Origin of the sequence: Rhizobium oryziradicis, from assembly GCF_001939045.1 — a bacterium.
GTDB classification, from domain to species: domain Bacteria; phylum Pseudomonadota; class Alphaproteobacteria; order Rhizobiales; family Rhizobiaceae; genus Allorhizobium; species Allorhizobium oryziradicis.
In genome coordinates, this window is the sequence record NZ_MKIM01000024.1 from 203,360 (window position 1) to 225,333 (window position 21,974).

The window sequence follows — 21,974 nt, forward strand, 5'->3', positions numbered from 1 at the left end:
TGACACTCCATAAAACAGGGGGAAACCCCGTCGCTTGATCTGGTTGTAATTCATGTCGCATAACAGTTTCGGTCATCTCTTCCGTGTCACCACCTGGGGCGAAAGCCATGGTCCCGCCCTGGGCGCTGTGGTAGATGGATGCCCTCCGGGTTTGAGATTCACGCTGGAGGACCTGCAAGTCTGGCTCGACAAGCGCAAGCCCGGCCAGTCGCGGTTTGTAACCCAGCGGCGCGAGGATGATCTGGTCAAGGTTCTCTCCGGCGTCATGCCGCAGGAAGACGGCAGCCTGATCACCACCGGCACACCGATTTCGCTGATGATCGACAACACCGACCAACGCTCCAAGGACTATGGCGAGATTGCCCAGCAATATCGCCCCGGCCATGCCGATTTTACCTATGACGTTAAATACGGCATTCGCGATTATCGCGGTGGCGGGCGCTCGTCTGCACGCGAAACGGCAGCCCGCGTCGCCGCAGGCGGCATTGCCCGGTTGGTGCTGCCCGAAGTGACCATTCGCGGCGCGCTGGTACAGATTGGCAAACACAAGATCAATCGCGACAATTGGGATTGGGATCAGGTTGGCCAAAACCCGTTTTTTGCGCCGGATGCAGAAATTGTTCCTGTGTGGGAAGAGTACCTCGATGGCATCCGCAAGGCGGGCTCTTCTGTGGGTGCGGTGATTGAAGTTGTTGCCGAGGGTGTGCCCGCAGGTTTGGGCGCGCCCATCTATGGAAAGCTGGATCAGGACATTGCAGCCCTTCTGATGTCGATCAACGCCGTCAAGGGCGTGGAAATTGGCAATGGCTTTGGCGCTGCCGAAATCACCGGCGAGGAAAACGCCGACCAGATGCGGATGGGCAATGATGGCAAGCCGCTGTTTTTATCCAATCATGCAGGCGGCGTTCTGGGCGGGATTTCCACCGGCGAGCCAATTGTGGCCCGCTTTGCCATCAAGCCAACCTCATCGATCTTGACCGAGCGGCAATCCATTGATGCCAAGGGCAATAATGTCGATGTGCGCACCAAGGGTCGTCATGACCCTTGCGTGGGCATTCGCGCAGTCCCCGTGGGTGAAGCGATGATTGCCTGCACGCTGGCCGATCACTATTTGCGCGATCGCGGCCAGACCGGGCGGTTGAAGTAGCAAAAGCGCGGTGTTGAACACCATAACAAATGAGGGTTCCCATGAGCTATGAGCAAAAGCGCGTCGTTGACGCCATCCGGGCCTTCGAGGCTGGCGAAATCGTGGTGGTGATGGATGATGACAACCGCGAGAATGAAGGCGATCTGATTGTCTCGGCCGTGCATTGCACCCCGGAAAAAATGGCCTTCATTGTCCGCCACACCTCTGGCATTGTTTGTGCACCCATGCCGAAGGAAGAGGCCAAGCGGCTGAACTTGTCGGCCATGGTGGCTGAGAACGACAGCGCCCACACCACCGCCTTTACCGTCAGCGTCGATTTCAAGCACGGCACCTCCACCGGGATTTCGGCAGATGACCGCACCTTGACGGTGCGCAATCTGGCGAACCCCAATGTGGGTGCGGCTGATTTTGTGCGCCCCGGCCATATTTTTCCGCTGATTGCCCGTGAAGGCGGCGTTTTGATGCGCTCGGGCCACACGGAAGCGGCTGTGGATCTGTGCCGTCTGGCCAATCTGCCGCCCATTGGCGTCATCTCGGAACTGGTGAATGATGATGGCACCGTGATGCGCGGCCCGCAGGTGTCGGCCTTTGCCGAAACCCACGGCTTGAAGCAGGTCTCGGTGGCCGATCTGATTGCCTATCGCCAGCGCAAGGAAACGCTGATCGAGCTGGAAACCAGCTTTGCAGTGGAAACGCCCTATGGCCCGGCCAAGGCCCATGCCTATTCCCTGCCATGGGATCCGATGCAGCATCTGGCCGTGGTGTTTGGCGACATTCGTGACGGCGATGACATTCCCGTGCGCCTGCATCTGGAAAATGTTGCCGCAGACGTGTTTGGGGCCAATGGCCAGATTGATAGCATTATGAAGCGCATTGCTGAAAAAGGCCGTGGCGTTATCGTGTATTTGCGCGAGGGCTCGGTGGGTGTCGGCGTCTCCACCACGGCGCGGGCAGGCAAGCATGACCGCGAGGCCCATAAGGAAGCGCAGAGCCGCGATAGCGAATGGCTGGAAATTGGCCTTGGTGCGCAAATCCTCAAAGATCTCGGCGTCACCTCCATTCGGCTAATAGCCTCGCGTGAGCGCCATTATGTTGGCCTCGAAGGCTTTGGCATCCGCATCAACAGCACCGAGATTGTTTAAGCGTCAGAGTTTGTCAGGGAAAAGTGGAATCCGGTTTTTCTGATCAGACAAACTCAAACAAAGGAATCCAGAGTCTGTCTGGTTCAATCTGAACCAGACAGACTCTGGACCACCGGACGCTGGGTCCGGTGGTCCTTTCCTCACATATCAAGCTGAAGATGCGGGCGGCCATCCGAGGTTTTTTCCACCGTTTGACCATCCGGCCCTATCACGCCGCGCACACGTTTTCGAAAAGCCGAAAAGCTGTCGAATGTCACAACGTCCACGGCCTCGTCCAACTCAAGCGAGAGGGCAAACCAGCCCTCCCCTTGCCGACTGACCGAGACAATCTCCGCGTCGAATGTTTGGCCAAGATAGGTCCCGCTCACGCGATCACCAACCTGCCAGACCACAGGCGGACGATTGCCAAAGGCGGCGTGCAGTGTGTTCCAGTCCCGAAAACCATAGTGCTGGGCAATCAATTCCAGCGCCTTGCTGTGCGATACCGCATGACCCTCTACCTCAAGACGGGCACGCAGTGCCGCCGCCTGCTTTTTGGCGGCGTCCTTGCTGGGCAGTCGACCGCTCATCGGCTTGCTCCCCGCATGGACCAAGACGATCTCGCATCTGGATTTTGGGCAATGTCGCGCGAAAAATTAGCGCGTCGTTTTACGGGCAATGTTGTTTGGAATATGCCTGAAGACATTCCATTTTCCTCTTTGTCAATTTCGCGATTTCAGAGGGGGCTCGCATTGCCCACCGGCGCGAAACACACAGATGGAAAGATGGATATATCTGTTCAGAGCTTCACCAAAACCTTAAGGTTTGCGAGCGGCAGGCGTCTGAGACCGTCTTTTGGGATAGGCCGTGTTGGCGCGCCTGTCAAGAGACGCCATAGAGCATGCAAAACAGCAGTTTTTGTCAAACCTGTGCATGGCCACTGATTTCAGATGAAGTCTGTCTTTCCTCTTGCTACGGCATAAGACGATCTCACACCTGATTATGTCGGAGTCACCCCATGTCGCTGAAGCTCTACCTCGCAGGCCCCGAAGTGTTTTTGCCCAATGCGCGCGAAATCCTCGATGCCAAGGCCGCCATGACACGGCGCTATGGCTTTGAACCGATTTGCCCAGGCGACATTTCCATTGAGCCGGCCCCCACCCTGCATGAGTTTGGCCTTAAAATCAGCGCCGTCGATGAGGGCATGATGAATGCCGCCGATGGGGTGATCGCCAATCTCACCCCATTTCGGGGCATTGCTGCTGACCCGGGCACGGCTTTTGAGCTGGGCTATATGTGTGCCCAGGGCAAGCTGGTGGCCGCCTATACCAATATGGCCGATAATCATTATGCGCGCACGGCCGATTTTTATCATGGCGAGGTGCGCGAAGCCCAGGATGGCCGCAAGCGCGGGCCTGACGGCATGTCGCTTGAGAATTTTGACATGATTGAAAACCTGATGTTGCATGGTGGCGTTGAACGCCGCGGCGGACCCATTGCCGTTCATGACGCAGCCAGCGACGCGCTTTACACCGATCTCACCGCTTTTGAAGAATGCTTGAAAGCACTTCAAAAACAAACGCGTGAAAGCCACCCCGCTTCAATCTGAAGCCAGCGCAGTGAGCGTCAATGCACAGAATCTCGCGACCATTCTGTGCATTTATTCGCAACAGGCTTTCGCAATGCAGCAACTCGACAAAGCGAATTTTTAAAAATGCAATTTTAACGTATGGTTTTATTACCATATTTTGAAGTAAAAATCTAATATACGCTATATATGGACACCCCCCATCCCCGAAACACCACAGATCGGGCAAGCAAAAAATGACGCAAGCTTCGCGCAAGTTTCAATCGTTAACAAAGCCTTAACGAAGCAAACAGAAAGAGGGCCTGCGATGAGGATCGACAGCAGCCTGAATAATTCGCAGTATCAAAGCCGCTACATTCAAGGCATTACCCGTGCTGAAGATGTTGCAGCCGAGCCTGTTACTGCATCCCGGTCGCGCGCTGCAGGTGGCAATTCCACTGGCACCTTGCTTTCGGCATCGCTGGCCAACGCCTTGTGGAGCATTGACTCTGCCAAGAAGTCTGCACCCGTGCGCGCAGAAACGCAAACGGCAACAGACACCGTTGACGACACATCCATAGCCTCCCAGACACAGCGGGTTGAGGCACGATATATGGAATATATGTATTCAGACGAGGAATAGCCGCACTCTTTGGTCGGCTATGCGAAAGAGGGGCATGTGGCGGCATGCCCCCTTTTTGCGTTTTTCGTGTAGGTTTCGCTTGTTTTAAGCCTGCCAAGACCAATATCGTTGTCAGAGACAAACAAAAGAGGCAGCGATGTACGGCATTGGTGAGCTTTCCAAACGGGCGGGCGTCAAAGTTCCCACCATTCGCTATTACGAGCAGATGGGCTTGATGCCAGCACCAGAGCGATCGGAAGGCAACCAGCGACGCTATGGCCGCCCACAGTTGGAGCGCCTGTCTTTCATTCGCCACGCACGCGATCTCGGCTTCAACATTGAAGCGATCCGCGATCTCATTGCGCTTAGCGGCCATCCAGAAGATCCCTGCACCACGGCAGACCTGATTGCCAAAGAGCATTTGCAAGATGTGCAGCGCAAAATTGCCCAATTGAAAAAACTGGAAGGCGAGCTGGAACGCATTGTTTCCAATTGCGCCTCGCACACAGTCGAGCAATGCTATGTGCTGCGATCCCTGTCAGACCACACATTGTGCGACCACGACCATCAATAGGACCTGCCATGCCCATCTTCAGGCCTGAAGACGTAAAGCTCGAACATGGAACTGGCGACGGCATCAATGCCGAGCTTGGCCCTTACGAAGCGCTGCTGCTGAGCGATGCAGGTGGGCTGACGCAATTTGGAGCCTTTGTCGAAACCCTGCCGCCCGGCTCTCGCTCGTCTCACAAGCATTGGCATGAGCAGGAAGACGAGTTGATCTACATGCTCTCGGGCATTGCCACCCTGCATGAAGGCGACACCATCAACGAGATGCACCCCGGCGACACCGCCACCTTCAAGGCAGGCGCAGCCCTTGGCCATTGCCTTGAGAACCGTTCAAGTTAGGATTGCACCTATCTCGTGGTCGGCACCCGCTCACCAAACGACGTGGTGCATTATGCCGATAAAGATATGCGGCTCACCAAAGTGAATTTTGAGAAGATACGGACGGATAAGGCGGGGAATGTGATTGGGTGATTTGAGTGTTTCCTGACAAGAATGACGAACGATCATCATGCTGGATCCCTTGATGAAAACAGTTCGCATTGCTGCTGCCCAAACGCCTGAATTTCGCGAAAACGTTGAAGCTGCTGTGGCCTATGCGGTCGATGTAACGATAGAGGCAAAGTCGCGGAATGCCCGACTCCTTTGCTTTCCCGAATGTTATTTGCAAGGTTATCTGCTCGACCAGCGCGCCCAGCAGTTTGCGTTCGACATTGCATCGCCAGAGTTCCTATCGTTAATCGCTCGACTTCCCAATGTGGACATGCTTGTCGCCATGGGAATGATTGAGCGGGATAAGGACGGGTTGTTCAATACCGCTGTATTAATCCAGAACGGCGAAGTGATTGGACGCTACAGGAAAACTCACCTGCTGAAGAGCGAGAGCATATTCACGGCAGGAACGCGTGTCCCTGTCTTTGCCATTGATCAACTACGCTTTGGTATGAATATCTGCTTTGATACCAATTTCCCCGAAGCCGCTTCACCCATTGCGCTTGGTGGCGGATCGCTGATTGTATGCCTCGCCAACAACATGTTACCGAGGCGAAAGGCGGAGGAGTTTCGCCGCATTCACAATCAGGTACGTGGGGAGAGATGCAGAGAAAGCGGCATGTGGTTGATGTCCTGTGATATTGCTGGAGAACGCGACGGATGCATCTCATGGGGTCCAACGGCCCTTATCAACCCGGCTGGTCAGGTGATATCGCAACTCCCTTTGGAAGAGCCGGGCTTGTTGATCGTCGATATGCCGATTGCAAAAGATGTCCAAGCCGTCAGTCCATAAGGCGGGCTTCGCCGGATACTCGAATGGAACTGCCCGGTATTGGCGCAATTTCTGCGCGAAGACGAGAGCGCATCCCCATGTCCTCACCTTGGATAACCTCAATCGCGCCACCGTGCGGCCAGCCGATGTCTCTCAGATAGCCCGCGAAAGCGGCCGTTGCTGCCCCTGTCGCTGGATCTTCATAGACGCCGCCGGAGGCAAAGGGATTGCGAGTGTGAAAAAGGCGCGGTGTTTCAGCGTAGGCAAGCAAGATGGTCACCAAACCTGCGCGGAGCATCAACTTGCGCCCGGCATCAAGATCATAGGTCATTGCCGCCAGCGCCTCACGCGACCGCAATGGCACGACAATATGATCGGCACCGCCATGGATGAATGCAGGTGCTATTGCCGGGTCCAAGTCATCGTGTGAATAGCCAAACAGTGCCATCACATCCGCCACGAGCTCAGGCGACGCTGGCCTGCTATGGGTTGGTGGTGATTGCAACGCCGCTGTCAGCAGATCTCCTGTCCGCTGTCCTTCTACTGTGATATTTGCGTTGTTGAGGATCAGCGGAAAAATGCCCGGATCTTTTATCAGCGCCAGTGCCGCGCCAAGAGCAATGGTAGCATGACCGCAAAATGGCACCTCGGACTCGGGCGAGAAATAACGCACGCGCCACCCTCCATCCGTGGGGGCCGCAAAGGCTGTTTCGGAATAGCCGACATCCGCAGCGATCTGCTGCATCTCGGCGGTGTCGGGCAAGGCTGCACCGATCAAAACACCTGCCGGATTACCGCCCTTGCCCTTTTCCGAAAAGGCAGCAATTCTCAATATGTTCGACTCTGACATCTTCAACCCATTCGCTTTGCTGTATGATCTTTGAAACAAACCAATGTGACGCTCACGCCCTCAGGTAGGCACGACTGCAGATTTTCCAACCTGCCATCGCGTTGTAATATTTTGAAAATAGAGTTCAAATTTCCTGATCGCCGTTGACCGCTCCTGCTTTGGAAAACTGACCTATGCCCAAATACGCATCCTACATCATCTGCACCTCACCCAGAAGCGGTAGCACCTTGCTGTGCAAGCTGCTGGCAGCAACGGGTGTCTCTGGCAATCCGGGGTCTTATTTTCATCGTCCTGACCTGTCGGACTGGATGGCCGATTGCAATCTGATGCCCGATCCAAGCCTATCTGAGGCCGAAATGCTTGAGGCGATATTTCGGGCGGTTCAGGCCAAGGGAAGCCTCGACACCGGCATGTTTGGCTTACGGCTGCAACGCCATAGCTTTGAGTTTTTCATGGAAAAACTGCGTGTTTTGCATCCCGGTCATGACAGTGATTTGCAACGGCTCGAGGCGGCCTTTGGGCGCACCTTGTTCATTCACCTGAGCCGTTTGGACAAAGTGGAACAAGCGGTTTCCTGCGTGAAGGCAGAGCAGACCGGTCTGTGGCATGTTGCCCCGGATGGCACCGAGCTGGAGCGGGTGGCACCTGTCAAAGAGCCAGTTTATGATGCCGCCGAAATCCGCGCCACCTATGATCGGTTCACAGATTTTGACCTCGGCTGGAAAGACTGGTTTGAGGCGCAGGGCATTGAACCGCTTCGGATCACCTACACGACCTTGTCAGAAGACCCCGTCGGCTGTTTGCGAATGATTTTGGAGGCTTTGGGGGTCGACGCGGACGCCGCCAATGGTGTGGTGCCGGGTGTGGCAAAGCTGGCCGATGCCACCAATCGGGATTGGGTGATGCGGTTTCGGGCGGAATTGGAAGCGCAATGACGGCGCTCCTGCATAATTCCTTAAATCGATTCCGATTTAAGGAATTATGCAGGAGATTTAAAGTGTTACAGCGTCCTTTGTGCGCCATATATGGCGCACGGCGCTGTAGAAACAGCTTCTAAAGCCAACCCTCGCCATAAACCACCCTGTCAACACCGGTAAATTTTGCCAGACGCCGCAATTCCGCATCCAGCTTTTCCAGCCGCCCGCTGGATGCTTTCACGCCCTTTTCCAGCCACAGGCGTTTGACATCGAGCGTGCCTGCCTTGCGGTTGGCCTTCATATCGATGCGGCCAATCAGTCGGTCACCTTCCAAGAGTGGAAAGACGTAATAGCCATATTCCCGCTTGGGCTCAGGCACAAACACTTCGATGCGATAGAAAAAGCCAAACAGGCGCTCCGTGCGTGCCCGGTCACGAATCAAGGGATCAAACGGGCTCAGAACGCGGATGCGCGCCGGGGGTGCGGGTGTTGTCAGCAACTGCGGCAGGTGTTTGGAAAGAGAAAAAGAGGGGCGCGGCTTATCGCCACTCAGGGGCATCACCAGCACTTCCTCAAGCTCAGCGCTGTGATCCTCCACCCATTGCTTCGCCTCTTGCGGGCTGACCAGATGCCAGAAGGCAGCAATTTCGCCAGAGGTGGCAAAGCCCAGGCGTATCAGCGCCTCGCGGCAGGCCCAATCCATAAATGCCTCATGGCTGACCTCGGCATCAAAATGGCCGCGCGGAATGCATTTCTCACTGACATCATAGATTTTTTGAAAATTCTCGCGGCCTCTGATGGTGAGCTTGCCCGTTCGCCACAGAAATTCCAGCGCGGTTTTTGACGGATGCCAATTCCACCAACCGCCGGATTTATGATCGCCCTCTTTCAGCTCCCGTGACAGAGCCGGGCCGCCTTCGGCAATGCGCCGATAGGTCTCCTCAAAAGCAGCCTCAAACCCCGGCTCGCGCCACTTGCGCCAACGCTCCAGAATGCGGCTTTCTTCGCGGGCAAAGCGGTGCTTCCAATAGGGAAAAAATACCACTGGCACAATCGAGGCATCGTGGGTCCAGTGCTCAAACAGCAGACGATCCTGCTCCAGAAGGGCGGTCAAATCCTCGCGCCGATAGGTCTGGTTGCGTGAAAACAGAATTTGATGATGGGCGCGCTCGACCGTGCCAATACTATCCACCTGCACAAAACCGAGATCATGGATCAGCGCCAGCAGGTCTTGCCGCGACAACGCCTTGCCGGGTGGGCGGCTGAGACCTTGTCGCTCCAAAAAAATCCGCCGTGCTGTTTGATTGTCGATCACATAAGCCATGCGAAAACGATAAATAATGTTCACTCTTTGTTCAAGGCAAAATTTCAACCCTTCGGCACATTTTTCGAAGGGTTGCGCTTTGGTTTAACGCTTGTCTGCCACCAGCTTTGCCATAATGCACAACAGCTCAAACATCATGGTGGCACCAGCAATGGCAGTCATGCCGCCGACATCAAAGGGCGGAGCCACTTCCACCACATCGGCACCAACGATGTTGACGCCCTCCAGCAGGCGCACCATGGCTTGTGCCTCGCGGGTGAGAAAGCCGCCAATTTCCGGCGTGCCGGTGCCCGGAGCCATAGAAGGATCGATGCTGTCGATGTCGAAGCTCACATAGGTGGCACCGTCACCGGCAATGGCGCGGGCTTCCGCCATCACATCCTCGGGGCCACGGCGGGTGAATTCTTCCATATAGATAATGCGAACGCCCTGCTCTTTGGCCCAGTCATGCTCATCGGCGCTGTAGAGCGAGCTGCGAATGCCGATCTGCACCATGCGTTTCGGGTCCAGCAGGCCTTCTTCAATGGCGCGGCGAAACGGTGTGCCGTGGGTAAAGCGCTGGCCACCAAAATAGCTGTCATTGGTGTCGGAATGAGCATCGAAATGGATGAGACCAACCGGCCGGGATTTGGCCACCGCCCGCAGCACCGGCAGCGTGGTGAGGTGATCGCCGCCGCCAACGAGCGGAAGCGCACCGGCTTCCAGAATGGCGGCCATACCATCTTCCATTTGCTTGAGCGCCAGCATCAAATCAATCGGATTGACGGTAAGATCGCCGACATCGGCAATATTGGCCAGTTTAAACGGCTCGATTTTTGAGACATGATGCACCCGCCGCATCAAGCTGGATTGATTGCGCAGCTCCCGTGGGCCATGGCGGGCACCGGCGCGATTGGTGGTGCCGCCATCCCACGGAATGCCGACAAGGGCGATGTCCAGCCCTTTGGCCGAGGTTAACAGCGGCAGACGCATGAATGTGGCAGGTCCGGCAAAACGAGGAATAGCACCGGCATCGACAGGCTGATAAAATTCTGAGGTCAAAATTCTGCTCCTTGGGTGGATAGCCTGCACATAGGAGCAAAGCTTTGTGCGGCTGTAAACCGCAAAAGACGGCATTTCCCTTTATCGCCGCGCCCGTTATACAGCTTGCCGAAACGCAAAAAGGATAGTCGCATCGTGCAGATCCACTTTGAACAGGTCATGGTTGCCTTCGATGGCCGCGTGGCGCTGGAGCCCATGACACTCACGCTGAGCGAAAAGCGCATTGGTGTGATTGGCCTGAATGGATCGGGGAAATCGACATTTGCCCGCCTGATCAATGGCTTGATCAAGCCGACATCCGGCCACGTCACGTTGGACGGGTTGGATACGGTCAAGGATGCTAAAGCGGTTTTGTCGCGCACCGGCTTTATCTTTCAAAATCCGGCCAACCAGATCATTTTGCCGCTGATCGGCGATGATATTGCCATGGGGCCAAAGGCGCGAGGTTTAAAGGGGGCCGCTCTTGAGGCCGCCATTGCGCCTGTGGTGGAGCGGCTGGGCATCGCTCACCTTCTCAACCGACGCCCCCATGAGCTGTCAGGCGGCGAGTTGCAATTGGCAGCCCTTGCCGCCGTGCTGGTGACAAAGCCTGAGCTGGTGATTTTTGATGAGCCCACCAACCAGCTTGATTTGCGAAACGAGCTCAAGGTGGTGCGCACCATTCGCGCACTCGAAGAACATGCCTTGGTGATCAGCCACGATCTCGAGTTTGTGGCAGAGTTTGATCGTGTTCTGGTGTTTGATCAGGCCCGCCTGGTGTTTGATGGCGATGCCGGCGAAGCAACCGCGTTTTATCGGAATCTCGTCACATGATGACCAGCCTGTATATCGAGGGTAACACCCTCTTTCATCGCCTTTCAACCTTTGCGAAGCTGGCGATTTTGCTGCTGACGGGCATCACGCTGGCACTGCTCTCCTCCCTCTGGGTGCAAGCGGTGGCGGCAGTCCTATGCGGAATTCTCTATCTTTCGCTGGGGCTTGGGTTCAAACAAGCCTTTCGGCGCATTCGTGCGGTTGTCATCACTATTGCGCTGTTTGCCATGTTCAACGCCTTGGTGCTCAGCCCGTTCGATGCTTTGGTGAGCAGTTTGCGGCTGCTGGCTGTGGTGTTTCTGGCCGCCACCATCACCGCCACCACCAGCATTGCCGACTTTATGGAAGCCCTTCGCGTACTGCTGATGCCACTGGAACGGCTGGGTCTGCTGAAAGCATCCGATGTCAGCCTGGCGCTGGGGCTTGTACTGCGCTTTGTGCCGGATATTGCCAATCGCTATCAGGCGTTGAAAGACGCCCACAGGGCTCGTGGTTTGACAGTCAGCCCGCTTAAAATGATCGGTCCACTGATTATTCTAACCTTGAAAGAAGCAGATTCTATCGCCGAGGCTATTGACGCCCGCGACATTCGGGGGCACTAAATCGAAATAATCTATAAACTGAAAAACTATCAATTTCTAAGTGGAGATGTTTCGTGACGACCAGAGACCTCGTGCTGACTGCCCTCTTTACCGCCATCGTCATTGTGCTGGGCCTGATCCCGCCGGTCACCCTCGCCTTCATTCCGGTGCCCATCACCGCGCAATCCATGGGCGTCATGCTGGCGGGCTGCATCATTGGTGCCAAGCGCGGTGCGCTGTCCTATGCATTGCTGGTGGTGCTGGTTGCCATGGGCCTGCCGGTTCTGGCGGGCGGCAATGGCGGGCTGCACGTGCTGATGGGCGTCACCGGCGGCTATATCTTTGGCTGGATCATCGGTGCCTTTGTCACCGGTTTTTTGGCAGAGCGGCTGGTGCGCAACGGCCAATCCACGCCCATGCAAATGGCAGGGTTTTTCGCAGCCTCCGTCATCGGCGGCATTGGTGTGGTCTATGCCTGCGGCATGCCATGGGTATCGATGGTCACGGGCACACCCTTTGACAAGGTTCTGATCGGCTCCCTCGCCTTTCTTCCCGGAGATCTGATCAAAGCCGCCATTGCAACGCTTGCCGCCCGCGCCGTGATGGTCGGCTATCCGCTGCTGCCCAAGCGGGCTTGAAATCGCTGTCATGATTTTCGACTATGGTGTCACCACATTCTGAAAGGTGATGCCATGGCCGATGACAGGAAGATGGTTTCGACTGAACTGGTCCGCAGCCTGATTGGCGCGCAGTTTCCACAGTGGGCGGATTTCACCATCACGCCCATTGTGCCCGGTGGCTGGAACAATTGCAGCTTTCGCCTTGGTGATACCATGGTCATTCGCTTGCCCAGTGCCGAGCGCTATTCTGCCCAAGTGCAAAAAGAGCAAACATTTCTACCCCGTCTTGCGCCCCATCTTCCCCTGCCAATCCCTGAGGCGATTGCCCTTGGTCAGGCGAGTGCAGATTTTCCACACCCATTCGGCATCTACGGCTGGATTGAGGGAGAAACCGCTGAGCACGGCAAAATAGATGATCCGTGCCGTTTTGCCGAGGATTTGGCCGGGTTTCTCGCCGCCCTTTACACACTTGATGCATCAAACGGCCCCGAAGCTGGCCCACACAATTTTTATCGAGGCGGCGCTCTTTCAACTTACGACCGCGAGACCCGAACGGCTATTGCCACGCTGAAAAACAAGATTGATGCAAAAGCAGCCACAGCAATTTGGGAAACAGCTCTGTCCAGTCAATGGCGCAAGCCTGCTGTCTGGCTGCACGGCGATATTGCTGCGGGAAATTTGCTGGTAAACAACGGCAAATTAAGTGCGGTGATCGATTTTGGCTCTATGGGCATCGGCGATCCGGCCTGCGACCTTGCCATTGCCTGGACTTTTTTCAACGATGACAGCAGGCGGCATTTTCATGCAGCCCTCCCCCTTGATCGAGAGACCTGGCAACGCGGGCGCGGCTGGGCCTTATGGAAATGCCTGATCACGCTTGAAAAATCGGACCGTGATAATGATCCGCAACTACAGATATTAGACACCATCATCCAGAACGAGCTTGGCTGACTTTTACGGCAAATATTGATAGAGCCAATCGCGCAACAATTCCGGCAGGGCCACGGGCTCTGCCGTTTGCGGGTGAACCGCGGTCCAGACAATTTCAACGTCGGCGGCGCGGGCCTTGTTGCACTCCACAGCCACGGCGAAGCCTGCGGATTTGCCGCCGATTTTATCGACCGCGACTGAAAAGCGCAAAACATCACCGGGCTTGAGAGCATCATAAAGACGGCATTCGAATTTTGTCGGGCGAAAATCCGGCTCATTGTCGATGGTGGGGCGCGACTGCCAAAAGCGCGCCAGCGCTTCCTCTGAGAGGGCCAGAAGCGCGCTGTTGTTCATGCGGCCCGTCACACCTGCATCGCGCAAGCCCACCAGCGTTTCCATGACATCACTGCGCTCTTTTTTCACCATCGCCGTTCCCCTCACCACATGAAGACCTATCTAGACAGAAACGCAGGCGCAGAACAAGCACAGCCCCCGACTGACATGATGACTGGACCATAGCGCGTGAGACAGGTAAAACGCCTGCAATCACCATGGCCCGCTCGGCAAGAGGATCTCCCATGACCACACGGCTCTATGAAAATCCGCTGTTTCTGGATCATAACACCCCTGAGGGCCATCCAGAACGGGCCGATCGCTTGCGCTCGCTCAATATTGCGCTGGAACATCCCAATTTTGCTGCCCTTGAGCGCCGCCAAGCGCCACAGGCCAATGAAGATGCCGTGATGCTGGCGCATCCCGAAGAGCATTTTATCGCGGTCATGCGGCAGATCCCTGAAGAAGAAGACCGCATCAATCAGCTGGAGGCCGACACCTACGCCTCGCAAAAAAGCCTGCAATGTACACTCACCGCCATTGGCGGGGCCATGGCCGGGGTGGATGATGTGATGACCGGCAAGGCCGACAATGTGTTTGTCGCAGGCCGCCCGCCCGGTCACCATGCTGAAAAGAGCAAGGCCATGGGCTTTTGCCTGTTCAACACGGTGGCCATCGCTGCCCGCCATGCGCAAAGGATGCATGGGGTTGAGCGCGTGGCAATTGTCGATTGGGATGTGCATCACGGTAATGGCACTCAGGATATTTTCTGGGATGATCCGTCGGTGCTGTTTTGCTCCACCCACCAGATGCCGCTCTATCCATGGAGCGGCAAAAAGGACGAGACCGGACCGCATAACACCATTGTCAATGCGCCTTTGTCGGAAAACTCCGGCTCCGATCATTTCCGCGAGGCGTTTAAATCACGCACCTTGACCGCCTTGAATGATTTTTCACCGGATCTCATTTTAATTTCGGCAGGCTTTGATGCCCATCACCGCGATCCCTTGGCTCAGATCAATCTGGTGGGTGAGGATTTTGACTGGGCAACCGGCCGTTTGATGGAAGTGGCCGACCGTTTTGCCAAAAACCGGGTCGTCAGCCTGCTGGAAGGCGGCTATGATCTGGAGGGTCTGGCCGAGTCGGCTGGCATGCATATTTCGAGATTGATGAAGGGTTGAGTATGACTGAAACCACTGCAGCAGCTGATTTGTCGGCTTACTCGTTCGAAAAAGCGGTGGCTGAGCTGGAAAGCATTGTGGCGCGGCTGGAGCGTGGCGATGTGGCGCTGGATGAATCCATTGCCATCTATGAGCGCGGCGAGCTTTTGAAAAAGCATTGCGAAACCCTGCTGTCTGCCGCTGAAAACCGCATCGAGAAAATCCGACTGGACCGCGCCGGCAAGCCCGCTGGCACCGAGCCTTTGGATGGCGCATAAGCCGGCCTGAGCCGGCGCGCGTGTTTATCCCTTTTCCCTTGCACATTTAGCGCCTATATAACGTCAAAGACTGCGAGGCTGAAACAAAGCCTCAAAACGGCCTGATACTTTTGTTCTGGCCTTGCAAAGCGTTATGCAGGGCCAAACAAGGTCGGCTTGACGACATTGGAGACGTTATCGCGCTCAGACCGAGCCTGATAATCTCTCGATTATTTTGTTTTCGTTTGTCGGGGAAAACCGGGTTCCACGTTTCCCTGACAAACTCTGAAGAGGCCGGAGCCTGTGACATCGAAGCTGAATACACCGCTGCTCGATCAAGTGACCTTCCCGTCTGATCTGCGCAAGATTGACGATAAGGATCTTCCTCAATTCGCCCGCGAATTGCGCGACGAAATGATTGATGCTGTCTCGGTCACCGGTGGTCATCTGGGTGCGGGCCTTGGCGTGGTCGAGCTGACCATTGCCATCCACAAAGTGTTCAACACGCCCGATGACCGGCTGATTTTTGATGTCGGCCATCAATGCTATCCGCATAAAATCCTCACCGGACGCCGTGATCGCATCCGCACACTCCGTCAGGAAGGTGGGCTTTCGGGCTTTACCAAGCGGGCGGAAAGCGAATACGACCCCTTTGGCGCGGCCCATTCCTCCACCTCGATTTCGGCGGGCCTGGGCATGGCCGTGGCGGCAGAGCTTGGCAAGACCGATCGCAATGTCATTGCCGTGATTGGTGATGGTGCCATGTCAGCGGGCATGGCGTTTGAAGCGCTCAACAATGCCGGGGCGCTGGATGCCCGTCTGATTGTCATTCTCAACGACAACGATATGTCGATTGCGCCGCCAACCGGTGCGATGAGCGCCTATCTGGCGCGTCTCGCCTCTGGCCGCACCTATATGGGCATGCGCGAGATTGGCAAAAAGCTGACCGCCTATTTGGGCAAAAACATCGACCGCGCCATTACCCGCGCCGTAGAACATGCGCGTGGCTATGTCACCGGCGGCACCATGTTTGAGGAAATGGGCTTTTACCACATTGGCCCGATTGATGGTCATTCGTTTGATCATCTGTTGCCGGTGCTGCGCAATGTGCGCGACAACAGCAAAGGCCCGGTGCTGATCCATGTGGTGACGCAAAAGGGCAAGGGCTATGCGCCCGCCGAAGCCGCCGCCGACAAATATCACGGCGTCAATAAATTCGATGTGATTACCGGTGCGCAGGCCAAGGCCAAGCCGAATGCGCCCAGCTATACGGCCGTGTTTGCCGATGCGCTGGTGGAGGAGGCCCGCCATGACGACGAGATCGTTGGCATTACCGCCGCCATGCCATCTGGCACCGGGCTGGACAAGCTGCATGACATTTTCCCGGAGCGCACCTTTGATGTCGGTATTGCCGAGCAGCATGCGGTGACCTTTGCCGCAGGCCTTGCCTCTGAAGGCTACAAGCCGTTTTGCGCGCTCTACTCTACCTTCTTGCAGCGCGGCTATGATCAGGTGGTGCATGATGTGGCCATTCAGGGCCTGCCCGTGCGCTTTCCCATTGATCGGGCTGGCTTTGTGGGAGCCGATGGCCCAACCCATGCGGGCTCGTTTGATGTTGGCTTTCTGGCAAGCCTGCCCGGCTTCGTGGTGATGGCCGCCGCCGATGAGGCCGAGCTGAAACATATGGTGCGCACCGCCGCCGCCTATGATGACGGTCCGATTTCCTTCCGCTATCCACGCGGCGAAGGCGTTGGCGTTGTCATGCCCGAGCGTGGCGAGATTTTGCAAATCGGCAAAGGCCGAATGATGAAGGAAGGCTCAAAGGTCGCCCTTCTCTCGCTGGGCACGCGCCTGGCAGACTGTCTTTTGGCGGCTGAAGATCTTGATGCTGCTGGCCTGTCCACCACGGTTGTCGATGCCCGCTTTGCCAAGCCGCTCGATGTGGATCTCATTCGCCAGCTTGCCCGCCATCATGAAGTGCTGGTGACCGTGGAAGAAGGTGCGATTGGCGGCTTTGGTGCGCAAGTAATGCATTTCTTGAGCAATGAAGGTCTGCTGGACCATGGCCTGAAAATCCGAAGCCTTGCGCTGCCCGACGCATGGGTGGATCAGGCCAAGCCGGAAGTGATGTATCAGCACGCTGGTCTGGATGCCAAGGGCATTGTGGCAACCGTGTTCAAGGCGCTTGCCCACAATCATCTCGGACGGGATATTGCGGCTCTCTGATCAGAGTATCTGCGAAAAGGCCGTTGAAGATGCCGTGCGCTTTATAAACGCACGGCACGATCACAATCATCAAAATTCAGACCAGACCTGCTTTTCAGCGCTCGCAGAGGATGATCCAAGGCCGAAAGCTCTGCCAACTTTGGATGCAAGGGCACGCGCTGGCGACTGCACCGGCCGCTGCGAGGAGGATACGGCCATTGGACCCGCATGGGAGGCCTGCGACCCGGCAAGCTTGAACTGACCTACCAGTTCCTTCAGGTGATTGGCCTCCGAGGCGAGCGCGCTGGCGGCCGCTGTGGACTGCTCAACCATCGCCGCATTCTGCTGGGTTGTCTGGTCCATCTGGTTGACGGCAGAGTTCACTTCCGCGAGGCCAACAGACTGCTCCTTGGCCGATGTGGCAATGGCTTCCATCAACTGGTTGATCTGCACAACGTGATCACCAATTGATTTCAGAGCAATCCCTGTTTCGCGCACCAGCTTGACACCATTGCCCACTTCTGTCGAAGAATTCAGAATCAGGCCCTTGATTTCTTTAGCAGCATTTGCCGAGCGCTGTGCCAGTTCACGCACTTCTTGCGCCACCACGGCAAAGCCCTTGCCTGCTTCACCGGCACGGGCCGCTTCCACACCGGCATTCAAGGCCAAGAGGTTGGTCTGGAAGGCAATCTCGTCAATAACCCCAATGATGTTGGAAATCTGCTGTGAACTTTCCTCAATCCGCTTCATGGCATCTTCAGCCTGGTTGACGACTTCAGACGATTTTACCGCATTCTGGTTGGCGGTGATTGCAACTGTGCGCGCCTCTGCTGTCCGCTGCGACGAGTTGGAAACGTTGACGGTGATTTCATCCAGAGCAGCTGCGGTTTCTTCAAGTGCTGCGGCCTGCTGCTCGGTGCGCTTGGAAAGATCATTGGCACTCGCGGCAATTTCGCGCGTGCCGTTTTCCATGCCTTCAACCGTTGCGAGAACAGAGCCAATCGCCGAGCCCAGTTGGGCAAGCGAGGTGTTGAAGTCTTTGCGCAACTCTTCATATTCAGGGGCAAAAGCTTCGTTGATCTGGAAGGAGACGTCGCCTTGCGCCAAGCGCTTCAGGCCCTCACCAAGTGTCTGGGTGGCAAAGCGCAGATTTGCGGCCTCCTGCTCGGCTCTTTGACAGTTTGCGGCTTGGGTTTTTTCGGTTTCCTGACGCGAGGACGCGGCCTGCTTCTCCAGTTCAACATTGGCAATCGCATTCTTGCGGAACACTTCAACAGCATCGGCCATGGCACCCACTTCATCACGACGGCCAATGCCCGGAATCTCGATGGCAGTGTCTCCGTCCGCAAGCTTGCGCATGGATGCGGTGATGCGGGTCAGCGGCACAATCATGCCTTTGTTGAGGATAAGCAGCGACAAGGCAAGGATCACGACAAGCGCGCCACTGCCGATCAGAATATTGCGGCGCGCTTGATAAGCGGCGTCAATTGCCGCAGCCTGTCGAATGTCCAGAAGCCGTATTTCCTCGTCGGAAATTTCCTTGGCCTTGGCACGGACACCATCCATATATTGCTTGCCAGCGCCGGAAGTCTCAAGCTGTTGACCTTGCTCCTTGGTTGCCGGGTCCTTCATCAAGGCAATTTCCTGCGCGACAATCTTGGTCTGCCAGGCCTGAACCAGCGCATCCAGATCGCTAAGGCGCTTTTGCTGCACCGCATTGTCAGACGTCAGACTGCGAACCGCGGCATAGGTCTCGGTATAATGCGCTTTGCCCGCCTTTTGCGGGTCGAGAAACTTTTCGTCGCCACCCGATAGCAGATAACCACGAATGCCGGTTTCCTGATCAACCATGGCTGCAACAACGGCATCCATTTTCGACAGGACTTTATTGGTATGGTTCGTCCATTCAGAAGACTGTTCCTGCCGTGATAGGGAATTCCAGCTTATCGTATTCACAAAAATACTGACGACAAGAAGAATAAAGAACGCCAGACCAACCTTCACAAAAATGCGCATGTTATTTACGAAATTCATACCAAACCTCCGAATCGATGTAATCGTCAATCGCTCAAGACTTAAAAACAGAAATTTTTACTCAAACGCATAAGATATTTTCTTATCATAAGAGCTTTCGACACCAATTCAAAAAAGGTTGCTGCGATTTTCAGTTAGATTGAATGCGCCTCGAACATTCAATATGATTACTTTAGTGATATTAAAAATCCCATAAAATAAGGGGGGTCTTACATGCCAAAATCATCATCAGAAGCGAATTTTTTGATAAAAGCCAACTTCAAAATTAATGAAATTCTGAAAAGACGATTGATAAATCGATGTAAAATTACCTAAATTTGCAATAGACCGCGACTGAGACACCAAGAAACAAAATGTATTCCGGCCCATTGCCTCCGATTTTGTGAATGATACTCCGGAATCCGAGCATAAAAAACCTCAGTGCTTCAAAGAAACACTGAGGCTTTCTATGGCATCGCGCAGGAATCCGGGTTCCACTTTTACAGCGCAATGCGCCATCTATAGCGCGCAAAGGACGCTGTCACACTTTTAATCTGCTGCAGAAACAAAAGACCAGTGCACGAAAGCATGAACGAAGTAAATGCGTCAGTGCACTGGTTTTGTGGGACATGCCCCGGCGTTTAAAATTCAGACCATTCCTGTTTAACTAAGGTTGCAGCATTGCCTGTGCTTCTGTTGCCCGCTTTGCTACCAGCGAAGCGCACCGGCTCTGCCACTTGGCGCACCATTGGCTGTGGTGCTGCGGCGCGCGTTGCCACAACAGTCCGGGAGCTTGTGGCGGCAGAAGTCTGCCCCAGATTGAACTGGCGCAGCAAGGCCATCAAGCCATCGGCCTCGGATGCCAGCGTGTGGCTTGCCGCCGTTTGCTCTTCAACCATCGCAGCGTTTTGCTGGGTGCCATTGTCCATCGCGGTGACCGCGATGTTGATTTCGGATAGGCCAATGGATTGCTCACGGCTGGCGGTGACAATCGCATCAATATTGGCGCTGATCTGCTGCACGGCACCCACGATCTGTTCAAGTTCGCGGCCTGTTTCGCCAACCAGCGATACACCCGTGCCGACATGGCCGCCGGAAACGCTGATCAGCACCTTGATTTCCTTGGCCGCATTGGCTGAGCGCTCGGCAAGAGCGCGCACTTCCTGCGCCACCACGGCAAAGCCCTTACCAGCTTCACCGGCGCGGGCCGCTTCAACACCGGCGTTCAAAGCCAGCAGGTTGGTCTGGAAGGCAATGTCTTCAATCACGCCGATGATATTGCCGATCTCGCCGGAGGATTTTTCAATCTCGGTCATGGCCGCAACGGCGTTGCGCACCACAGCGCCGGAGCGCTCGGCCCCCGTGCGGGTGGAGTTGACCAATTGGCCAACCTCTTCGGCGCGACGCGCGCTGTCCTTGACGGTGCGGGTTACCTGCTCAAGGGCGGCGGCTGTTTCTTCAACCGAGGCCGCCTGCTGCTCGGTGCGCTTGGCCAGATCATCAGCGGATGCGCGGATTTCAGCGGCACCGGCATTGATGGCATGGGCATTGGTGCCAACCGTTTGCAGCGCTGCCTGCAAATTGGAGAGCGAGTCATTGAAATTCACCCGCAGCTTGTCGAGGCGCTCGACAAACGGCTTGTTCAGGCGATGGGCAACATTGCCATTGGCCAGTGCCGACAGACCTTCGGCCAATTCGCCAACGGCAAAGGCGATTTCATCGGCTTCTTGCTGCTTAGTCGCTTGTGCTGCCTGTTGTTCCGTCTCAGAGCGCATGCGCAGGGCTTCGGTTTCGCCCGTCAGACGTTGCTTTTCGATGGCGGCCTCCTTGAAGACCAGAACGGCCTTGGCCATCCGTCCCACTTCGTCGCCACGATTGACGGCCGGAACATCCACGCCATGGTCGCCTTCGGCAAGCCTCGTCATGGCATTGGTCATGCCGGTGATCGGGGTGACGATCGAGCGGGCCAAAAGCCAAATGAGCAAGACAGCCATGCCACCCGCAACAACGCTGCCGCCAAACAGGGCCAATTGGAGATTGTCATGGGCACTGCTTTGAATATTGCGCTGCCGATCCGTCAGGTCAGCCAGAACGGCCTTGACCTTGGCACCGGCGCTGCGAAAATCATCCAGTTCAGAGCCTTGGGCACTGCCCTTCATTTGCACCACGTCGCTGATCGGCTTACCGGCCTTAGCGGCCTCAAGCTGCGGCACAACCAAACGATTGTGAAAATTGTCGGCGGCCACTTTGACATCATCCAGCAATCTCAGAATATCCGGATGACCCTTTGCATCAATACGGGCCTGATCAATGGCCTTGACCAGCTTTTCGCGACTATCAAAAACGGCCTTATAGGTGCTGTCGGAATGGAACAGCAGATAGCCACGATGATTAACCGCCTCTTCCAGCATCGATTCAAGTGCTGTCCCAAGCGACGCCGTCATCTCCTCAGCCTGACGGTGCTCGTCCAGAGCGCTTTTGGCCGCTCTGCCCTGCATGAAAACCACGCCAGATGCGATAAAACATCCGGCCATAATCGCAATGAATGTCACATATAGCTTTTTACTGAGCGAGAAATCCTGAAAGGACATGAGACGGCCTTCTTACATTGTACCCACATGGTGCAGGCGTATGACGTTGATGGG

The 21,974-nt window shown here is 55.7% G+C and carries 22 protein-coding genes; 15 read left to right on the forward strand and 7 right to left on the reverse strand.

The genetic code is table 11. The features are described 5' to 3' along the window. Positions 1-52 precede the first annotated feature (52 nt). Both aroC and ribB read left to right on the forward strand, forming a co-directional pair. Positions 53-1,147 carry a chorismate synthase gene (gene aroC / locus BJF95_RS06565; protein ID WP_075638645.1) on the forward strand — a complete coding sequence of 365 codons (1,095 nt, stop codon included), beginning with the start codon at positions 53-55 and terminating at the stop codon, positions 1,145-1,147. 41 nt (positions 1,148-1,188) lie between these two features. After that, entirely contained in the window at positions 1,189-2,289 is a 1,101-nt protein-coding gene (gene ribB / locus BJF95_RS06570; protein WP_075638646.1) for a 3,4-dihydroxy-2-butanone-4-phosphate synthase, read from the forward strand. Between the two features lie 140 nt (positions 2,290-2,429). Here ribB and BJF95_RS06575 read toward each other — a convergent pair whose 3' ends face one another. Beyond that, positions 2,430-2,858 carry a glyoxalase superfamily protein gene (locus BJF95_RS06575; RefSeq protein ID WP_075638647.1) on the reverse strand — a complete coding sequence of 143 codons (429 nt, stop codon included), beginning with the start codon at positions 2,856-2,858 and terminating at the stop codon, positions 2,430-2,432. A 428-nt stretch (positions 2,859-3,286) separates the two neighbouring features. Here BJF95_RS06575 and BJF95_RS06580 point away from each other — a divergent pair, with 428 nt between their 5' ends. The 5 genes from BJF95_RS06580 (at position 3,287) to BJF95_RS06600 (ending at position 6,306) form a co-directional block, all read left to right on the forward strand. Continuing rightward, the gene (locus BJF95_RS06580) at positions 3,287-3,877 is read left to right on the forward strand and encodes a nucleoside 2-deoxyribosyltransferase (RefSeq protein WP_075638648.1); all 591 of its coding nucleotides are present in this window, start codon (positions 3,287-3,289) and stop codon (positions 3,875-3,877) included. Between the two features lie 286 nt (positions 3,878-4,163). After that, entirely contained in the window at positions 4,164-4,478 is a 315-nt protein-coding gene (locus BJF95_RS06585; RefSeq protein WP_075638649.1) for a hypothetical protein, read from the forward strand. 136 nt (positions 4,479-4,614) lie between these two features. After that, positions 4,615-5,031 carry a MerR family transcriptional regulator gene (locus BJF95_RS06590; protein ID WP_075638650.1) on the forward strand — a complete coding sequence of 139 codons (417 nt, stop codon included), beginning with the start codon at positions 4,615-4,617 and terminating at the stop codon, positions 5,029-5,031. 8 nt (positions 5,032-5,039) lie between these two features. Continuing rightward, on the forward strand, positions 5,040-5,363 hold the full coding sequence (locus tag BJF95_RS06595; RefSeq protein ID WP_245297247.1) for a cupin domain-containing protein: 324 nt from the start codon (positions 5,040-5,042) through the stop codon (positions 5,361-5,363). 184 nt (positions 5,364-5,547) lie between these two features. Next, positions 5,548-6,306 (forward strand): carbon-nitrogen hydrolase family protein, encoded by a 759-nt coding sequence (locus BJF95_RS06600; protein ID WP_075638897.1) that lies wholly within the window; start codon positions 5,548-5,550, stop codon positions 6,304-6,306. On the opposite strand, the gene BJF95_RS06605 is transcribed toward BJF95_RS06600, so the two are convergent. Then, positions 6,296-7,135: a PhzF family phenazine biosynthesis protein gene (locus BJF95_RS06605; protein ID WP_075638651.1), complete on the reverse strand. Its 840-nt coding sequence runs from the start codon at positions 7,133-7,135 to the stop codon at positions 6,296-6,298. The two genes, BJF95_RS06600 and BJF95_RS06605, sit on opposite strands and share 11 nt — an antisense overlap. A 173-nt stretch (positions 7,136-7,308) precedes the next feature. On the opposite strand from BJF95_RS06605, the gene BJF95_RS06610 reads away from it, so the two are divergent. Next, a complete protein-coding gene (locus tag BJF95_RS06610) occupies positions 7,309-8,070 on the forward strand; it encodes a Stf0 family sulfotransferase (RefSeq protein ID WP_075638652.1) in 762 nt (253 codons plus the stop codon). A gap of 118 nt (positions 8,071-8,188) precedes the next feature. Here BJF95_RS06610 and BJF95_RS06615 read toward each other — a convergent pair whose 3' ends face one another. Further along, entirely contained in the window at positions 8,189-9,376 is a 1,188-nt protein-coding gene (locus BJF95_RS06615) for a winged helix-turn-helix domain-containing protein (RefSeq protein ID WP_075638898.1), read from the reverse strand. An 84-nt stretch (positions 9,377-9,460) separates the two neighbouring features. Continuing rightward, positions 9,461-10,348 (reverse strand): agmatinase, encoded by an 888-nt coding sequence (speB, locus tag BJF95_RS06620; RefSeq protein ID WP_425348681.1) that lies wholly within the window; start codon positions 10,346-10,348, stop codon positions 9,461-9,463. Between the two features lie 204 nt (positions 10,349-10,552). Between speB and BJF95_RS06625 the strand changes: the two genes are divergently transcribed. Genes BJF95_RS06625 through BJF95_RS06640 form a run of 4 tightly spaced genes read left to right on the forward strand, consistent with a single transcriptional unit; the run spans position 10,553 to position 13,382 of the window. Next, positions 10,553-11,230 (forward strand): energy-coupling factor ABC transporter ATP-binding protein, encoded by a 678-nt coding sequence (locus BJF95_RS06625; protein WP_075638653.1) that lies wholly within the window; start codon positions 10,553-10,555, stop codon positions 11,228-11,230. After that, positions 11,227-11,832 (forward strand): energy-coupling factor transporter transmembrane component T family protein, encoded by a 606-nt coding sequence (locus BJF95_RS06630; RefSeq protein ID WP_139317426.1) that lies wholly within the window; start codon positions 11,227-11,229, stop codon positions 11,830-11,832. Before BJF95_RS06625 ends, BJF95_RS06630 begins: the two co-directional genes overlap by 4 nt. Positions 11,833-11,885: 53 nt before the next feature. Continuing rightward, positions 11,886-12,449, forward strand: coding sequence for a biotin transporter BioY (locus tag BJF95_RS06635; protein ID WP_075638654.1), 564 nt, complete (start codon positions 11,886-11,888; stop codon positions 12,447-12,449). A gap of 54 nt (positions 12,450-12,503) precedes the next feature. Beyond that, positions 12,504-13,382: an aminoglycoside phosphotransferase family protein gene (locus tag BJF95_RS06640; protein WP_075638655.1), complete on the forward strand. Its 879-nt coding sequence runs from the start codon at positions 12,504-12,506 to the stop codon at positions 13,380-13,382. A gap of 3 nt (positions 13,383-13,385) precedes the next feature. Here BJF95_RS06640 and BJF95_RS06645 read toward each other — a convergent pair whose 3' ends face one another. Further along, the gene (locus BJF95_RS06645; RefSeq protein WP_075638656.1) at positions 13,386-13,787 is read right to left on the reverse strand and encodes an acyl-CoA thioesterase; all 402 of its coding nucleotides are present in this window, start codon (positions 13,785-13,787) and stop codon (positions 13,386-13,388) included. A 152-nt stretch (positions 13,788-13,939) separates the two neighbouring features. Between BJF95_RS06645 and BJF95_RS06650 the strand changes: the two genes are divergently transcribed. From BJF95_RS06650 to dxs, 3 genes are all read left to right on the forward strand, one after another. Beyond that, entirely contained in the window at positions 13,940-14,875 is a 936-nt protein-coding gene (locus tag BJF95_RS06650) for a histone deacetylase family protein (RefSeq protein WP_075638657.1), read from the forward strand. Positions 14,876-14,877: 2 nt separating this feature from the next. Further along, the gene (locus BJF95_RS06655; RefSeq protein ID WP_075638658.1) at positions 14,878-15,132 is read left to right on the forward strand and encodes an exodeoxyribonuclease VII small subunit; all 255 of its coding nucleotides are present in this window, start codon (positions 14,878-14,880) and stop codon (positions 15,130-15,132) included. A 282-nt stretch (positions 15,133-15,414) separates the two neighbouring features. Further along, positions 15,415-17,337, forward strand: a complete 1,923-nt coding sequence (dxs, locus tag BJF95_RS06660) for a 1-deoxy-D-xylulose-5-phosphate synthase (RefSeq protein ID WP_075638659.1) — start codon at positions 15,415-15,417, stop codon at positions 17,335-17,337. Positions 17,338-17,406: 69 nt separating this feature from the next. On the opposite strand, the gene BJF95_RS06665 is transcribed toward dxs, so the two are convergent. After that, positions 17,407-19,350, reverse strand: coding sequence for a methyl-accepting chemotaxis protein (locus BJF95_RS06665; RefSeq protein ID WP_075638660.1), 1,944 nt, complete (start codon positions 19,348-19,350; stop codon positions 17,407-17,409). Positions 19,351-19,970: 620 nt separating this feature from the next. Continuing rightward, positions 19,971-21,920, reverse strand: a complete 1,950-nt coding sequence (locus tag BJF95_RS06670; protein ID WP_075638661.1) for a methyl-accepting chemotaxis protein — start codon at positions 21,918-21,920, stop codon at positions 19,971-19,973. Positions 21,921-21,974: the final 54 nt, after the last annotated feature.

What these genes read in the sequence shown, in the direction of transcription:
- aroC (WP_075638645.1), top strand. Translation starts at nt 53, where the DNA reads ATGTCGCATAACAGTTTCGGTCATCTCTTCCGTGTCACCACCTGGGGC.
- ribB (WP_075638646.1), top strand. Translation starts at nt 1,189, where the DNA reads ATGAGCTATGAGCAAAAGCGCGTCGTTGACGCCATCCGGGCCTTCGAG.
- BJF95_RS06575 (WP_075638647.1), bottom strand. Translation starts at nt 2,858, where the DNA reads ATGAGCGGTCGACTGCCCAGCAAGGACGCCGCCAAAAAGCAGGCGGCG.
- BJF95_RS06580 (WP_075638648.1), top strand. Translation starts at nt 3,287, where the DNA reads ATGTCGCTGAAGCTCTACCTCGCAGGCCCCGAAGTGTTTTTGCCCAAT.
- BJF95_RS06585 (WP_075638649.1), top strand. Translation starts at nt 4,164, where the DNA reads ATGAGGATCGACAGCAGCCTGAATAATTCGCAGTATCAAAGCCGCTAC.
- BJF95_RS06590 (WP_075638650.1), top strand. Translation starts at nt 4,615, where the DNA reads ATGTACGGCATTGGTGAGCTTTCCAAACGGGCGGGCGTCAAAGTTCCC.
- BJF95_RS06595 (WP_245297247.1), top strand. Translation starts at nt 5,040, where the DNA reads ATGCCCATCTTCAGGCCTGAAGACGTAAAGCTCGAACATGGAACTGGC.
- BJF95_RS06600 (WP_075638897.1), top strand. Translation starts at nt 5,548, where the DNA reads ATGAAAACAGTTCGCATTGCTGCTGCCCAAACGCCTGAATTTCGCGAA.
- BJF95_RS06605 (WP_075638651.1), bottom strand. Translation starts at nt 7,135, where the DNA reads ATGTCAGAGTCGAACATATTGAGAATTGCTGCCTTTTCGGAAAAGGGC.
- BJF95_RS06610 (WP_075638652.1), top strand. Translation starts at nt 7,309, where the DNA reads ATGCCCAAATACGCATCCTACATCATCTGCACCTCACCCAGAAGCGGT.
- BJF95_RS06615 (WP_075638898.1), bottom strand. Translation starts at nt 9,376, where the DNA reads ATGGCTTATGTGATCGACAATCAAACAGCACGGCGGATTTTTTTGGAG.
- speB (WP_425348681.1), bottom strand. Translation starts at nt 10,348, where the DNA reads ATGCGTCTGCCGCTGTTAACCTCGGCCAAAGGGCTGGACATCGCCCTT.
- BJF95_RS06630 (WP_139317426.1), top strand. Translation starts at nt 11,227, where the DNA reads ATGATGACCAGCCTGTATATCGAGGGTAACACCCTCTTTCATCGCCTT.
- BJF95_RS06640 (WP_075638655.1), top strand. Translation starts at nt 12,504, where the DNA reads ATGGCCGATGACAGGAAGATGGTTTCGACTGAACTGGTCCGCAGCCTG.
- BJF95_RS06645 (WP_075638656.1), bottom strand. Translation starts at nt 13,787, where the DNA reads ATGGTGAAAAAAGAGCGCAGTGATGTCATGGAAACGCTGGTGGGCTTG.
- BJF95_RS06650 (WP_075638657.1), top strand. Translation starts at nt 13,940, where the DNA reads ATGACCACACGGCTCTATGAAAATCCGCTGTTTCTGGATCATAACACC.
- BJF95_RS06655 (WP_075638658.1), top strand. Translation starts at nt 14,878, where the DNA reads ATGACTGAAACCACTGCAGCAGCTGATTTGTCGGCTTACTCGTTCGAA.
- BJF95_RS06665 (WP_075638660.1), bottom strand. Translation starts at nt 19,350, where the DNA reads ATGAATTTCGTAAATAACATGCGCATTTTTGTGAAGGTTGGTCTGGCG.
- BJF95_RS06670 (WP_075638661.1), bottom strand. Translation starts at nt 21,920, where the DNA reads ATGTCCTTTCAGGATTTCTCGCTCAGTAAAAAGCTATATGTGACATTC.